14 protein-coding genes are annotated in these 14061 nt (G+C 56.4%); 8 read left to right on the plus strand and 6 right to left on the minus strand.

The window, feature by feature from the left end; genetic code table 11:
- Window positions 1-163: 163 nt before the first annotated feature.
- The 3 genes from OH144_RS15930 (at window position 164) to OH144_RS15940 (ending at window position 2596) form a co-directional block, all read left to right on the plus strand.
- Window positions 164-610 carry a hypothetical protein gene (locus OH144_RS15930; RefSeq protein WP_266203263.1) on the plus strand — a complete coding sequence of 149 codons (447 nt, stop codon included), beginning with the start codon at window positions 164-166 and terminating at the stop codon, window positions 608-610.
- Window positions 611-694: 84 nt separating this feature from the next.
- The gene (locus tag OH144_RS15935) at window positions 695-2215 is read left to right on the plus strand and encodes a hypothetical protein (RefSeq protein ID WP_266203264.1); all 1521 of its coding nucleotides are present in this window, start codon (window positions 695-697) and stop codon (window positions 2213-2215) included.
- Between the two features lie 84 nt (window positions 2216-2299).
- Complete coding sequence (locus tag OH144_RS15940) at window positions 2300-2596, plus strand: hypothetical protein (RefSeq protein ID WP_266203265.1); 297 nt, start codon at window positions 2300-2302, stop codon at window positions 2594-2596.
- Window positions 2597-2670: 74 nt separating this feature from the next.
- Here the strand turns inward: OH144_RS15940 and OH144_RS15945 are convergent, their stop codons facing one another.
- Window positions 2671-3129 carry a hypothetical protein gene (locus tag OH144_RS15945; RefSeq protein WP_266203266.1) on the minus strand — a complete coding sequence of 153 codons (459 nt, stop codon included), beginning with the start codon at window positions 3127-3129 and terminating at the stop codon, window positions 2671-2673.
- A 74-nt stretch (window positions 3130-3203) separates the two neighbouring features.
- Complete coding sequence (locus tag OH144_RS15950; RefSeq protein ID WP_266203267.1) at window positions 3204-4286, minus strand: DUF3616 domain-containing protein; 1083 nt, start codon at window positions 4284-4286, stop codon at window positions 3204-3206.
- A gap of 90 nt (window positions 4287-4376) precedes the next feature.
- Between OH144_RS15950 and msrA the strand changes: the two genes are divergently transcribed.
- The gene (gene msrA, locus OH144_RS15955; protein WP_266203268.1) at window positions 4377-4877 is read left to right on the plus strand and encodes a peptide-methionine (S)-S-oxide reductase MsrA; all 501 of its coding nucleotides are present in this window, start codon (window positions 4377-4379) and stop codon (window positions 4875-4877) included.
- A 77-nt stretch (window positions 4878-4954) separates the two neighbouring features.
- On the opposite strand, the gene OH144_RS15960 is transcribed toward msrA, so the two are convergent.
- The 3 genes from OH144_RS15960 to OH144_RS15970 all read right to left on the minus strand — a co-directional run bounded on the left by OH144_RS15960 (window position 4955) and on the right by OH144_RS15970 (window position 7812).
- Window positions 4955-5467: a hypothetical protein gene (locus OH144_RS15960; RefSeq protein WP_266203269.1), complete on the minus strand. Its 513-nt coding sequence runs from the start codon at window positions 5465-5467 to the stop codon at window positions 4955-4957.
- Window positions 5468-5703: 236 nt separating this feature from the next.
- On the minus strand, window positions 5704-6975 hold the full coding sequence (locus OH144_RS15965) for a zinc dependent phospholipase C family protein (protein WP_266203270.1): 1272 nt from the start codon (window positions 6973-6975) through the stop codon (window positions 5704-5706).
- Window positions 6976-7020: 45 nt separating this feature from the next.
- Window positions 7021-7812, minus strand: a complete 792-nt coding sequence (locus OH144_RS15970; protein ID WP_266203271.1) for a phosphatase PAP2 family protein — start codon at window positions 7810-7812, stop codon at window positions 7021-7023.
- 139 nt (window positions 7813-7951) lie between these two features.
- On the opposite strand from OH144_RS15970, the gene OH144_RS15975 reads away from it, so the two are divergent.
- The 4 genes from OH144_RS15975 to OH144_RS15990 all read left to right on the plus strand — a co-directional run bounded on the left by OH144_RS15975 (window position 7952) and on the right by OH144_RS15990 (window position 10782).
- The gene (locus tag OH144_RS15975; RefSeq protein WP_266203272.1) at window positions 7952-8512 is read left to right on the plus strand and encodes a DUF4864 domain-containing protein; all 561 of its coding nucleotides are present in this window, start codon (window positions 7952-7954) and stop codon (window positions 8510-8512) included.
- 111 nt (window positions 8513-8623) lie between these two features.
- Entirely contained in the window at window positions 8624-9640 is a 1017-nt protein-coding gene (locus tag OH144_RS15980) for a dipeptidase (protein WP_266203273.1), read from the plus strand.
- 184 nt (window positions 9641-9824) lie between these two features.
- Window positions 9825-10010: a hypothetical protein gene (locus tag OH144_RS15985; RefSeq protein ID WP_266203274.1), complete on the plus strand. Its 186-nt coding sequence runs from the start codon at window positions 9825-9827 to the stop codon at window positions 10008-10010.
- Between the two features lie 109 nt (window positions 10011-10119).
- Window positions 10120-10782 (plus strand): hypothetical protein, encoded by a 663-nt coding sequence (locus tag OH144_RS15990; protein WP_266203275.1) that lies wholly within the window; start codon window positions 10120-10122, stop codon window positions 10780-10782.
- 209 nt (window positions 10783-10991) lie between these two features.
- Here the strand turns inward: OH144_RS15990 and OH144_RS15995 are convergent, their stop codons facing one another.
- Window positions 10992-13304, minus strand: a complete 2313-nt coding sequence (locus OH144_RS15995) for a M20/M25/M40 family metallo-hydrolase (RefSeq protein ID WP_266203276.1) — start codon at window positions 13302-13304, stop codon at window positions 10992-10994.
- Window positions 13305-14061: the final 757 nt, after the last annotated feature.

Raw genomic sequence — 14061 nt, forward strand, 5'->3', positions numbered from 1 at the left:
TCTAGCGAGCGCCCATGGTACTTTACAAATATTATGGCTATATAAAAAGCTGTTTTATAGGAAAGTACAGCTTCAAACTATGTACAATATCTATACTTTTTATGCGATAGTTCGTAGAATCAACATTAAGTTAACCTAACATGTAAAACAAACACTTAATGCTATGAAAAAGAACTTGATTACCTTCTGCGCCACAGCCTTCGCAATAACTGCCTTTACTTTCGGCTGCACTACTTCTGACAGCACGACCGACAGCGAGGGAATGGATACAACTGAAGAGGATTATGGCACTACGACCGGCACCACCGGCACGACAACAGGAACCACGACTGGAACGACGACCGGCACCACGACCGGCACCACCACAGGCACAACGACCGGTACCACAACAGGTACGACGACTGGCACGACCACTGGTACCACGACGACTGGAACAACCACTGGCATGACGACCGGCACCACCACTGGAACAACTACCGGCACCACAACCGGCACCACCGGTACTACCACAGGAACCACGACTGGAACGACAACAGGTACGACGACCGGCACTACCGGAACCACCACCGGTACTACAACAGGCACAACGACCGGTACCACAACCATGTAACCATAAGTAATCTTGATTCGATAACAAGAAAGGCAGACACCATGCGGTATTTGCCTTTCTGCTTTTACGTGTAACCTGTAGCCGATGAAGTACCTGGAGCTATACCTGCGCAAAGTGTTTACCGTAGACCTGCGGGCCCTGGCCCTGATGCGGATATGGCTGGCGGGCATCGTGCTGCTGGACCTGGCTATCCGGGCAACCGACATGGAGGCGCATTACTCCAACATGGGGGTACTGCCGCTGCACGTGCTGCACCAGCACCTGTGGCTGCCACAGTTCTTCTCGCTGCACGCGCTCAGCGGGCTCTGGCAGTTCCAACTGGCCCTTTTTATACTTGCCGCCGGCTTTGCCTGCTGCATGCTGCTGGGCTACAAAACACGGCTCTCCACAGCGGTCACCTGGCTGCTACTGCTCTCGCTGCAGAACCGTAACCCGCTTATCGAGCAGGGCGGCGACGACCTCCTCCGGATGCTGCTGTTCTGGGGTATATTTCTGCCCTGGGGCCGGTTCTATGCTGCCGATGCCATGCAGGCGCGTAGGCAAGGTATAACCCCGCAGCAAACAACTTATTTCAGCGCGGCCACCATGGCCTACATCCTGCAGGTGGGGCTGGTCTACTTCAGCACTGCGCTGCTCAAGAACTCGCCGGAATGGCACACCGACGGCACCGCCCTTTACTATGCCCTCAGCCTCGACCAGATCCTGATGCCGGCGGGGCGGCTTATTTACCCCTACCCGGAGCTGCTGCGCATACTTACCCTGGCTGCCTGGCACACCGAACTGCTGCTGCCCTTCCTGCTGCTCATTCCGTGGTATAACAGGTTCTTCCGGATGGTGGTGGTGGTGGTGCTGGTTGGTTTTCATATCGGTATCAGCCTGACGCTGTTTGTGGGGCTCTTTTACCTCATCAACATCGCCTCTGTAGCCGGGCTGCTGCCTTCCTTCGCCATGGATTGGCTCGACAGGCGCGTGCTGGGATCGTTTCGAAGGCCCGGGATGGGGCAGTTCAGGAACATTTTCAGCAAACTAAGCAGCCCTGTAAGTATAAACGTGCAGGTAAACTGGCGCAGGCCTTTCTTCCCGCAGCACCTGCTGTCGTCTGTGCGCAACGGCTTTGTAGCGGTGGCCTTGTTCTACTGCGTGTGGTGGAACCTGAGCACCACGCACCTGCCCCTCCACAAAATACCGGACAGCAGCCGCTGGCTGGGCTACCTATTGCGCCTGGACCAGCACTGGGGCATGTTTTCGCCTACGGTGTTTAAGGATGACGGCTGGTATGTGCTGGAGGGGCACACCGAAAACGGCATCAACATAGACCTGAACCAGGAGGGCAAGGAGGTAAACTACAGCAAGCCGGCCTCGGTGGTATCGCTGTTCAAGAACGACCGCTGGCGCAAGTACTCCGAGAATTACCTCTTCATCCACAACGCCTACATGCGGCCCTACTACTGTAACTACCTGGTGCGCCGCTGGAACGAGGCACACCCGCAGCAACCTATCCAACAACTGGAGGTCGTCTACATGAAAGAACCCTCGCTGCCCGACTACCAATTGGCCGTGCCTACCCGCGAGGTGCTCTGCAGCTGCGCCAACCAACCAGAGTAAGTATAAATCCGGGGCGAGCATACGTATTATCCCTTTTAGGGGAATCACGTAAAAGGGATTCTAACTTAACTTGAACTTAAAGCTATGAAACGAACATATGCATTTTTATTTGCCGGCTCGCTGCTGGCTGCCACGGCCTTAACAGGCTGCAGCGCCGAAAATACCACCGGGGTAGAAACCGAGTCCAACACCACCGAGACAGAGACCATGGACGACGGCATGATGGATGATGATACCATGATGGACGACACAACCATGAACGATACAATGGGTGACACCACCAACATGGGTACTACTGGCGGAACTACCACCGGAACAACTACCGGCACCACTGGCACGACAACGGGAACCACGACAGGAACGACTACTGGCGGGAACTAACAGCTATTTATACTTTAACAGGAAAGGCAGGCACTACACGGTGCCTGCCTTTCCTGTTACCTGCCTGATGGGGGTTATACTTCCTCCGCCTCTTCATCGCCGCTGAGGGCGTAGCCCACGGCAGCCGCCACCATGCCCCCCAGCAGGTAATAGCCGATGGTCATGGCCTGCGTTTTGGGGGTGCGGTTGCTCGGCTCCTCGCCCAGCCCCAGTGGCCCCGGGAGCAGCACCGCCCCCGCCCCGGCCGCTGCGCCAAGTATGGCTCCGCGCCACCAGGCATCCCTGCCCGTTCCGGCCAGGCTGTAGTAAACCGAGTTAGAGAAAATATCGCCGGCCAGAGACCAGTTGTGCAACTCCTCCTTGTCCTGCGGCGGCTCCTCGCCAGACATTTTCATCAGTTTTGAGATGGCGCGCATGCCCAGCACATCCATGCGTGGGGCATCGGGCACGAGGCGGCGTACCGTTTCGTGCACCAGCGTAAGCACGCAGGCACCGGCCAGGCCGCCTGCCATTGCTCTTATAGCGTTGTTCATAGTTTTTTCGTTTAGGTTAGCAGCACCAGGCTGTTTTTAACAAGTATAGGCCGTTTGCTTGGTTAAGGTTACACTTACTCCGCCACACGCAGCACATCGGCCCACACGGCGTCCTCTCCCTGCTTGCGCTCGTCCATCGGGCTGTCGAACACCACCAGCACATGGTGCTCGTCCAGCACGGCCAGGCCCTCGGCTTTGTCTTTGCTCGTGTCCTTGCCGGTGCCGTGCGGCACCTCCTGTAGCCGGTGCAGCTCGTTATGGTGCACCATCTGCTCGGGCTCCCCCACCGCATTGGGCCAGCGGTAAATGGCGATCACGCCGTCCAGGTCCATGGTGGGGCCAGCCAGCAAGTATAGATCCTCCCCAAAGAAGCGGAGCTCACGGATACCCTTGCCGCGCAGGTTCAGAAAATGCTTTTTGTAAGGCTTTCCGTTCTCCAGCTTTCTCAGGTGCAGCTTGCCCTCCTCATCTTCCTCGGCCTCCACCTCCAGCACCATAGCCCAGCCGCGCAGCACCGGCCCCCGCAGCCCTATAAAAATGCGTTTGCCGTGTATGGCCAGCCCCTCCACATCAAAGCCGTTATCCTTACCCGGGATGTTCATAAAAGGTGCGATGTGCTCGTCCTGCGCCAGCAGCTCGGTCAGGATGCTGCTGTGGGTATCGCCGTGTAGTTGTGCCGCCACCAACGTATGGCCAGGCTGTTCCGGATCGTCTGCCTCTTTGTGCAGCGTATAATTCCCGGACTCGTCCTGTAGGATGGGGATGCGCGCCAGCAGGTAGCGGTTGGGGTCGCTTTTTACGCGGGCCAGCCGTTCCATTTGCTTCGTGGTGGATTGGTGCCGCTTGGGCTTGCTGCGTTTCAGGCTGTGTGAGCCCATGATCCAGAGGTAATTGCCGGCAATGCCCATGCCCTCTATATCGATCTCGCTTTCGCCTTTGGCGGGCAGGTCAATAAAGTCCTCCAGGCTAAAAGATTGATGCTGGGCGTAGGAGCCGTCGGACTGCCGCGTGAGGCGCTCGATGGTGGTGCGCTCATCGCAGCTGACCCACAGATTGTTACCGGTACAAAGGGCTGCGGACAGGCCGTCGCGCACGTGCTTCCCCTCTGGGTTTGAGCTTAGTCTGGGGTCGAACTGAAGTATAACCTTCTTCTTCATTTTACGGTTTTAAAGTATGGATAAGGCATCTTACGGGATTGCCCTGCCTATAGGTAACGCACCGGGCCAGGGGTAAAGCATTGAAAGAGTATGGAATCATCAGAAAATAAAAAACTTGAGAAAGCCACGTTTGGGGCAGGATGCTTCTGGGGCATAGAAGAGACTTTCCGCAACACACCCGGCGTGGCCGACACTGAGGTGGGCTACATGGGTGGCCATGTTCCTGACCCGACCTACCAGGAGGTATGCTCCGACCGCACCGGCCACGCCGAAGTAGTACAGGTAACCTACGACCCGCAGCAGGTGACTTATGACCAGCTGCTGCAGGTGTTCTGGCACGCCCACGACCCTACGCAGTTCAACAGACAAGGGCCTGATGTGGGCTCGCAGTACCGCTCCGTAGTGTTTTACCACAGCGACGAGCAGCGCCTGATGGCCGAGACCACGAAGGAGAACTGGCAGCAGTCGCCGGAGTTCAGCGGCCGCCAGATACAGACGGAGATCGTGCCTGCCGATGCATTTTACCGTGCCGAGGAACACCACCAGCAGTACCTGATGAAGCGCGGCGAGGCCAGCTGCCGCACCAGCTGACAGGCGCATGTGTGTAACACACCAAAAAAGCCGGACCTGTATGGCCCGGCTTTTCTGTTGTGCTCACTAGCCCCTGCTTACTTTACGCGGGCATTGGTGCCCGACGAGCCCGAGCTGGAACTGCTGCCTGACATATTGCCTGATGAGCTGCCTGATCTGTTCTGCTGCTGTTGTTGCTGCTTCGCGTTGATGTTATGCATCGCCTCTTTAGCAGTACCTGCCGCTGAGCTGATTTGGCCTTTTATCTTGTTCTTGTTCTTCTGGCTCATGGCCATCCAGCCGGCACCCAATGCCAGTACGGCACCCCCTACCATGGCTTTCTGCGTAGTGGTCATGTTGTTAAACTTAGTGGCTGCGGTGCTGCCAAACTGAGTCAGCTTGCTTTGTATATCCTTCATGCCGCCTTTACCGGTAGTTGCCTGCTGGTTGCTGCGGCCCTGGGCGCTTTGGCTGCCGCCGCTCATGGACGAGCTGCCCTGGCCTGAACTACCCTGTGTTCCGCTGGAAGGCGTGGTATTGGTTCTGGCCTGGCCTTGTGTCTGAGAACTCGTGTTGTTACTGGTCGTGTTGTTATTCTTGTTCGTTTCCATTGTCTGTCTTTTATGTGTCTGGTTAAAAATGGTACAATTTTTCCCGTGCCGGTATAACTGCCGTTTCTGCGGCTAAACCAAGGCCCGTAACTATATTTATCGTTAAACTCAGAGCTTAGTTACGTTTGGCGCCATATTTTTGCATTGCAGCACTGCTCTCTCGGTGGTTTATAGCCCTCACCCGTTTCAAAAGGGCATTCACGTACAAGTGCAAGAATTATGCAATACGGTGGGGCCTACCTAGCTGCATGCAATTGCTGCAGCAGCACCAGGTGCTTCTGCACTTCCTTCCACTCCTTCAGCGCTTCCTTGTCGCTGCCGTCAGGAGCTTTCGCCTCCTCAAAGTATAAAAGCAGGTGCCGCTGCAGGGCTTTATCAGCCTGCTTAAACTCTCCTTTGGCCAGCTTCTTCAGCAGCTCGGCGTAGGTTTCGTCCGTAAGGGGATAGCTGCCGGGGCGGGTGGGCTTGCCGGTATCAAGCTGCAGGTTCTGCAGTTGCGGGGGGCGCTGCCCCAGCCGCCTCACCATCGCGCCATACTTGTCCACGGTCACGTTAAAGCTCTCCAGATATAGTTCCTCGGCTTCCGGGGTAGGGGGCACAAAGGCCAGCGGGCGCAGCGGGCCCACCTTGGGCAGCACCTTTATCACCCACGCCGCGGCGCGGGCAAAGAAGTGCGGGCGCTCATACTCCCGGCCCCACTGCTCATGAAAACCGGCCCGGCTCATGCGGTACGTAAACTGCCGCTTGGTTACCCCCGGCTGCGCCTCCTGAATCTCGCTTTTCTTTGCCTGCCAGGCCGCCTTTGTCAGTTCCGGGAAGATGCCCCGGATCGTGTAGCGGTAACTACCGATGGCCAGCGGCAAACTGGTAAAAACCTCCCCCAACTCCAGCCCATAGGTTTCCAGGAAAGCCTCCTCCAGCAGCTCCTTCGCTACTTCAAAGCCGATGAACTCCTGGTAGGCCTCCGGGGCGTAGCTGCCCCGCGCCACCTGCAGCACATCAAAGCCGAACTCAGTTTTTATATGCGAGATGGCATCATCGGCATAGGTTACGGTGTGGCCATGCTCCCGCTGCACCTTAGGGTAAACCAGCGGTACGGCTTTGTTTGTGCCGATGGGGTGCCCGTAGATATCCGCGTTGAAGTGCGCCATGGCCCCCAGGGCAAAGCCAAGCTCCTCTACGGTGTCAGCGTGGCGCAGCAGGCTCTTTACAAAATCGCCGCTGCGCACATAATGGGTAAGGTCGGTGAAAAAGGTGTTGCCAAAAGGATAGTAGCCCATGTCCTGCACAATGGAGCCGCCGTAGGCATGTGCATGCGCTTTCTTCAGTTCCTCTTCCGTAGCGTTGGGGTACCGCCGGAGCAGCAGAGGCTTCAGGCTGTTGTCCCAGACGGCATCTACCACCGCCTGATGCGTGAGCACGCCGTATGCTTTGGCGGGTTGCGCCGGCAAGAGGGAGAGCACCGGCAGGAGGAGGCACAGCAGACCTCTATATAGTATAAGGTTCATATCAGACCTGTTACGCAGGGGCACGCAAAAAGTATGGTATCGCTTTTAGCGCAAGCCCTTATCCCGCTGCCTTCGATACAGCAGCACCTCCACCAAGCTGATGCCTACCAACAGCCACAGCCCCCCCAGCAGGAAGCCGGCCAGCACATCCGACAGGAAATGCACCCCCAGGTAGATGCGGCTGAAGCCAACCAGCCCGATGAGCAGGAGCGACAGCACCACCACCAGTTTCCGTTGCCAGGCTACACGTGCGTGGCGGTAGAGGAAATAAGCCAGCATGCCGAACAGTACCAGCGCCGTGGTGGAGTGGCCGCTGGGGAAGGAGAAGTGCTCCACCGCGTAATAGGCCATGTCCTGGGCCGGGCGCTCGCGGCTAATGATCTTCTTGCCAAACCTTACCGACAGCCCCACCCCGCCCATAGCGAGCCAGAAGGCCACGATGTACAGCCACCTCCTGCGCAGCAGCAGCACTGCCGTAGCCAGTCCCCCGATCACAAACACGGCCTGCTGCCCGCCCAACCAGGTAACAGCGTACAAGGTGCGGCTCAGCCAACCGGTGCGCATGTCGTAGAGCAGGGCGTTGAACCTCTCATCCACCTGTATCACCCACTCCGCCTCCACCACGCTCTCCGCCAGGTTAGAGAGCAGCATCGCGTTCACGGCCCCGACCAGCAGCACCAGCGTGAGCGGCAGGCCTATAAAATAGCTTGTATCGAAGCGGTTGGCCACAAACGTGGTAAGCCTTGGGAACCGCTGCCGCAGGCGCGCCACCACCGGCCGGTGTAGCACCCAGCTTGTCGTGGACCGTACTTTGTCTATCAGGAGGTATCTTTTCATCGTATGCCGCTGCTGAGAATATACGGAGTCGCTATACTTTGTTACGTGTTTTTGAATCGTTGGCAGGCTGCTGGCACCCGTTTACCCCAAAAAACGGTGGTTCCACAACCATCGCTGCCTAAATAAAGTACATATTTACATGAAGGCGCACGACAACATATTCGACAAAATCATGCTGGCTATTGGCGTGCTGCTGCTCGTGTTGTTCTGGATCCAGTTTCCGGCCATGCCCACTGTGGATGAGCACCACTACGCCTCCTATACATCTGCCAGCCCGGACATAGCGCACACCTCCAAATGGACATACCTAAAGCCTGACAAGGGCCTTTCGGCACGCCAGGTGGTAAGTATACAGCTACACGCCCTGCAGCAGAACGACCCCGCCGACAGCGGCGTGATCACCCTGTTCAACTTCTCCTCGCCTTCCAACAGAGCTTACCTGGGGCCGCTGAAACACTTCCGCCTGATGGTTCGAGAGCCTGCATATCGTCCAATCCTGAACTTTAAAAGTTACAAAACTGGCCAACTCGTAGTGGCCGGCAAAAACGCCTACCAACTGGTGGTGATCGAAACCCCGGACGGGCAGCGGGAGGCCTTTATGTTTATACTTACCAAGCAGCGCCGCGGCACCTACAAGGACTGCTGGATGACCGAGGGGATAGCCCGTATGGAAGAGGTTCATTTCACAAGTAACCTGTAAGCCGGTAACAATGTCAACAAAGCGAAAGGCAATCATACTTTGCTTTGCCAGGGTATTTACACGAATACGAATTTTGCCTTAACTTAAGCCCCAGAACCCACACTTCCGCACATGAGCCAAACGCCCGCCACCCGCCTGCCCATTATCGATTTGCATTGCGACCTACTGGTATACCTGACCGATGTGCCCCATTCGGACATGAACAGGATAGAGGAAATTGGCTGCGCAGTGCCGGCATTAGTAGAGGGCAACGTGAAGCTGCAGGTGATGGCCCTTTACTCCGCCACCGGCCCCGGCAGCACCCGTTTTGCAGCGCTGCAGCGCGATATGTTCCGCCAGCTGGCCGATGCCGATAACTGCCTGATTGCCGTAACCGATGCGGGGCAGCTGCAGGAGGCGATGCAGCGCCAGGGAGGCACGGGCATGGTGGCCGCCATCGAGAACGCTGCCGGCTTTTGCGAGGAGGCTGAGCCCCTGGAGGAGGGCTTTAAGCGCCTGGAGAAGATAATAGAAGTTTGCGGGCGTGTCCTCTACATCAGCTTTACCCACCACACCGCCAACCGCTTTGGCGGCGGCAACTCCTCGGACCCCAGCCACGGCATCACTACCGATGGCCGCATGCTGCTCGACTACCTACACGGCCGACGCATCGCTGTAGACCTCTCCCACACCAGCGACGCCCTGGCTTTCGACATCCTGAACCACATCGATACCGAGCGGCTGGACATTCCTGTCATCGCCAGCCACTCCAACTTCAGGCCGGTGTGGCACCACGAGCGCAACCTGCCCGACGAGCTCACGCAGGAGATCATCCGCCGCAAAGGCCTGATCGGGATGAATTTTCTGCGCAAGTTCCTGAACACGGAGGCCTCTGACGCCCTGCTGCAGCACATAACCTATGGCTTTGACCACGGTGCGGAGGATGCCCTCTGCTTCGGAGCTGATTACTTTTACTTTGCCGATGAGCCGGACCGCAGCCGCTATCCGTTTTATTACAAGGAATACGAGCAGGCGGGCAGCAGTTATGCCTACATCCTGCAGCGCCTGGAAGAGCAGTATTCTAAGGAGCAGCTGCAGAAGCTGGCGCACGGCAATGCCCGCCGCTTTATAGAGCGCATCTGGAGCTGAGCCCCTGTGGGTTTCCTGAGAATATGGCTATCCCTGCCCCTGTACCCATTGTTGGAGCTAAGGCAAAATCCGCTGGTTTTATACTTATAAATTACTATATTTAGAGAAAGAGGCAGTCAGGTAAAACTGGCTTTTTGCAAGTTTGCCTTACGAAAACAGCTCTTTCACTAAAAAACTTATACGTATGAAATTTATCGGATTATTTCTGCTGCTCGCGGGGCTGGTTTCGCTTGCGCTCGGACTTACAGGTGCTAACTTAGTAGTAATCAACTGGTTAAACCAGTTTGGCGAAACAGCAAGCTGGGCAATTCGCATTGGGGTTACGCTGTTGGGCGGAATTATTTACTACCTACGCCGCCACGACGACTAACCACAGGCTCAAATTTGTATATAGATTATTTGCCATGTGGGCTTAAACTCCGTATACGCAGTAATAGTACCTATACTGCGCCGCAACCAGAACCTAAAGCCTTAACACCATGGATGCTCAGGATTATTCGCCACGCTACGTTCAGATAAACGAACTATACATCGACACGGTGGTGATAGACGACACCGAGTTTATCACGCTTTGGTGCTTTACGGTGCTCGACGATGAGTATAAATTCGTGTACCTTGGTTGCGATTTCTGCCAGTTTAACCAGATACTGATCGCCGCCGGCGAGAAAGGCAAAGAGATAGCCCTGCACATGGCAGAGCTCCTGGACCAACCCTACGACTCGCCTACGCTTATCCCGGTAAAGGAGAAGTTCGGGGAGTACCTGGAACTCACCGGCCACGACATCATCGTGTATGAGCCACTGGCAGTGGAGGATGACCTGGAGGCACTGGAGGAGAACGAGGAAGAGGACCTGCCCCTGGAACAGCTGTTTGGCGGAAAGTCGAACAAAACACGCCAGAAATACCTCATCTACCAACTCGACAGGCTATACCCCTCTAAAGTGTTTGAGCCTGAGAAGCAGGCCTCCGAAGACCTGTCCGAATGCTTTGAGGACGACTCGCTGGAGCTGGCCCAGCTCTATTATGATTACCTGAATGCAGTGGAAAACGGCTACTCCGAATGTGAGGCACGGCAGGTAGCAGGACTGGAGCGCGAGCTTTTCTTCCGGATGGCCCGTAAAGCCTCCGACCTCTGGAAATAAAAACCTATACTTATACTTATACTTATACTTACCTCCTCCATATCTCATGCTTATACTTGTCAGTATTAGCACAAGGACAGTGTTAGCCTGAAGTATAAACGGCATTATCCTTCTGGAAGAAACTTAGTACCCTCCCCAATGGTGAAGCTCTTACGGCTTACCCCCCTCCCTAGAGGACAAAATAGCCATACCTAGTGCTGCCTTCTCATTTAGAAAGTATAGCTCTTCCGTACTACCGTCAGATTGCTGTCGCGGCCCTGGTCGGGAATAGCGTGGGCGGGGCGGGGCGTTTTTACCAACTGCTGCGGCAGGCCAATGCTCTGGTCGAGGAGGTGCAGCGTAAGCGGCGTGCCAGGATGCAGGCGAAGCTCCAGCGTCACCTCTTTGCTTTCGGGCAGGCCATGAAAACGGGTAAAGTATACTTCTCCGCCATCGGTTTTTACAGGCTTTAGTTGCAGGTCCTCGCCCGCCAGCTTTATACTATCAATCGCTCCGGGGTCCTCAGCTTGCAGCGCCAGCTCCAGGTGGGCGCCACCGAGCGGCGAGGCTAGCTTCAGGCGAAGGATGCGCGTCCCGCCAGCCACCGAATCCTGCAGCACCTGGGCTGTCGGGGCAGGCAGGTCCAGTGGTTCAGCCTTATTCTTCAGGTACTGGATAGAGGCATGCGGGTACATCTCCGTAAGTGGCGCGGTGGTGGCGTCGGGAAAGAACTGCTGGTTCCAATCATCGGTGGTATGGAAGCGGGAGGCCCACCAGGCGTTGCCGGAATCCGCGTTCAGGTAGTAACTCACATGGCTGTGCAGCGGCTTTTCGGCGGAAGGCTTCTCCCCTGCAATGGCCATCAATGTCAGCAACCCGCCTATTAGCAGAAAGAGCAGCGACAGCAGCGGCATACCTTTCCAGCCAAGGGCGCGCGCCACGAAGACCAGCAGCGGTAGCAGCAGTCCGGCTAGTAGCAGCACCAGCAGCACGGTGCCATAGGGCAGTTGCAGCGAAAAGGCCATGAACACCACCTGCGCCATGGGCAGCAGCATAAACACAGCCGGCACACTTGTCAGCAGTAAGATTAAAGTATACTTCGGCTCTAATTCGGAGTCTCCTCCCCAGCCCATCAGCAGCAGCGCCAACGCCCCGCCCAGGCTGAACAGCAACGGGAACAGGAGCAGGTAAGACCCGTTCGGCATAAGCAGGTACAGGGCCAGCAAAAGGATGAACTGCAGTATAAATACGCCCAGCAGCAGCGAAACCACCCGCATCCAGCGCAGCGCGAGCCGGCTCAGGAGCAGAAAAAGCCCCAGCGCCAGAAACAGGTACGCCGCAAAAAAGACATCGGAACTATACAAGCCATTATGCCGGTGCGAAAGCGGCAGCTGCGCCCACACCAGCTCGTTTATCGGGTAAAAAAGGAAGGTGATGGCGACCACCAGCAGCAGGTACAACAAAAAGCCCATGATAATTCCGCGCACCTTTGCCACCCCCTGCTGCAGCGCCACGCGCACCGTTACAAACAGCAGCAGCGTAGACAAGGCTACCCAGAGCAGGTTCAGGTTGGGCTTGTAGTTGATCACCCATGAGCCGATGGCGTTGAAAAACACCCTGTCGGGGGCTTTGGTTTGCGCTAAAGAAGTATGGCCGAAGTGACGGGTAAGGGCCAGCAGGTTACTGCCGTGGTGCTGCAGGCTGCGCAGGCTCAGGTTTTCGGGCGCATCGGTGGCCTTGTGGTAGTGCACAAAGCCATCTATAAACGCAGCATTCAGGCCACTGTAGCCGTCCTCCCGGAACACGGTGAAATCGGTGTCATTAGGCATGCGGCTGTAGATCTCGTAGCCCAGGGAGCTTACGAAGGGGTAGGGCGCGGCTTGGGTGTACTGTTTGGCCAGCCAGCCGTTTTGCGGGCTCATCTCAAAGGTCATACTTGGCCCCTCGTTGCCCCGGCCCTCCAGGTTGAGCACCAGCGCCACCTCCTCTGCCCAGGGGTGCCTGAGAAAAGCGCGGGCACCATACAGGCCATACTCTTCGCCGTCGGTGAGCAGCACGATTACGTCGTGCTGCAGTGGCCCTTCCTGCTGCAGGGCGCGGATGGTTTCGAGGATGGCAGCCACGCCAGCGCCATCGTCGCCGGCACCCCGGGCGTTGGGCTGCGAGTCGTAATGGGCCATCAGGAGGATGGCTTTGCCCGTTTCACCGGTGCCTTTTAAGCGCCCGATCAGGTTGTATACATACCCCAATGTGGCTGCCCCGCCCTCTCCGTTCACAGCAACGGCCTCCTGCACCTGCGGCTCCAGCCCCAGTCGCTCCAGTTGCCGCAGCAGGTAGTTCCTCACCCTGGCGTGCTCCTTTGTACCCATGGCATGCGGTTGCTGCGCTATTTGCCGCACATGCACCATGGCCCGCTCCGCGGAGAACTCGGTGGCAGGAGCATCGGCAGGCACAGGCGCTGGTGGGGTCAGCAGCCAGAGGCTCAGCAGGGACAGCCCTACCAGCGTGAACAGCAGCAAAACAGCAACAGCAGTGTGGCGCATGGTAAAATTTGTATAGTATGTAGCTAATATACTTAAAATCTGCAGATAAGCTGCTTGAGGTGTAAGGTTTTGCCTCCTCCGGGCCTATGGTTTCGATTACTATTCTTGCTTAGTTGTTCTGCGCTACACTTTGCAGAGTAAATATCCATTGCTGGCGCGGACTTGCAGCCCGTGCCTTTTTTCCTCGGCCCTGTGTATACTTGCCAGTTTATACTTTAGCCATACTTTAATATTTGCTTTGGCTATACTTGCTAGCTGCGGCTTCATCCACGGCTGTTTACCCTGCTCTTTTCATAGCACGCTTTGGTGCTCTCCAGCCCGAGAGGGCTCGTCTTCCCGCATCGCGCTGTGTTCCCTCCTGCCCTCGTGTCTCGGGCTGCTCAACAAGTTGAGCACCGGATCTCACAAGGCGCTCTTTTTCGAGGGCCCCTACCCCCACGGAAAGACTGGGATCAGATTCGATAGCCGCCGCTGACGAAGCTTGAACAGAGCTCCCCTCCTTGGCTAAGGAGGGGCAGGGGTGGTTGGACCCGGTGCTACAGAATTACCAGTTGCTCTTCGGGATTTATCATCCCGAAGCACCTAATAAGAGGATTTGCAATCCGGCTTTTAGTTTTTAGCCGCAGCTCTACAGCTGGCAAAGTGTTAAACCGGATTACAAATCCTGATAAAACCATACTTCCGGATTGCAAATCCGAAAGAGCGGACGCCTAGGGAGAGGTTTATACTTGTAGGGACAGGTCGTGACCTGTCCGCG

Source organism: Pontibacter kalidii, from assembly GCF_026278245.1.
Taxonomy (GTDB): Bacteria; Bacteroidota; Bacteroidia; order Cytophagales; family Hymenobacteraceae; genus Pontibacter; species Pontibacter kalidii.

Bases quoted from the DNA above. Each gene is read 5' to 3' on its own strand.
- OH144_RS15985 (WP_266203274.1), top strand. From the start codon at position 9,825: ATGAAATTTATCGGATTATTTCTGCTGCTCGCGGGGCTGGTTTCGCTT.
- OH144_RS15995 (WP_266203276.1), bottom strand. From the start codon at position 13,304: ATGCGCCACACTGCTGTTGCTGTTTTGCTGCTGTTCACGCTGGTAGGG.
- msrA (WP_266203268.1), top strand. From the start codon at position 4,377: ATGGAATCATCAGAAAATAAAAAACTTGAGAAAGCCACGTTTGGGGCA.
- OH144_RS15965 (WP_266203270.1), bottom strand. From the start codon at position 6,975: ATGAACCTTATACTATATAGAGGTCTGCTGTGCCTCCTCCTGCCGGTG.
- OH144_RS15970 (WP_266203271.1), bottom strand. From the start codon at position 7,812: ATGAAAAGATACCTCCTGATAGACAAAGTACGGTCCACGACAAGCTGG.
- OH144_RS15960 (WP_266203269.1), bottom strand. From the start codon at position 5,467: ATGGAAACGAACAAGAATAACAACACGACCAGTAACAACACGAGTTCT.
- OH144_RS15950 (WP_266203267.1), bottom strand. From the start codon at position 4,286: ATGAAGAAGAAGGTTATACTTCAGTTCGACCCCAGACTAAGCTCAAAC.
- OH144_RS15945 (WP_266203266.1), bottom strand. From the start codon at position 3,129: ATGAACAACGCTATAAGAGCAATGGCAGGCGGCCTGGCCGGTGCCTGC.
- OH144_RS15975 (WP_266203272.1), top strand. From the start codon at position 7,952: ATGAAGGCGCACGACAACATATTCGACAAAATCATGCTGGCTATTGGC.
- OH144_RS15940 (WP_266203265.1), top strand. From the start codon at position 2,300: ATGAAACGAACATATGCATTTTTATTTGCCGGCTCGCTGCTGGCTGCC.
- OH144_RS15935 (WP_266203264.1), top strand. From the start codon at position 695: ATGAAGTACCTGGAGCTATACCTGCGCAAAGTGTTTACCGTAGACCTG.
- OH144_RS15980 (WP_266203273.1), top strand. From the start codon at position 8,624: ATGAGCCAAACGCCCGCCACCCGCCTGCCCATTATCGATTTGCATTGC.
- OH144_RS15930 (WP_266203263.1), top strand. From the start codon at position 164: ATGAAAAAGAACTTGATTACCTTCTGCGCCACAGCCTTCGCAATAACT.
- OH144_RS15990 (WP_266203275.1), top strand. From the start codon at position 10,120: ATGGATGCTCAGGATTATTCGCCACGCTACGTTCAGATAAACGAACTA.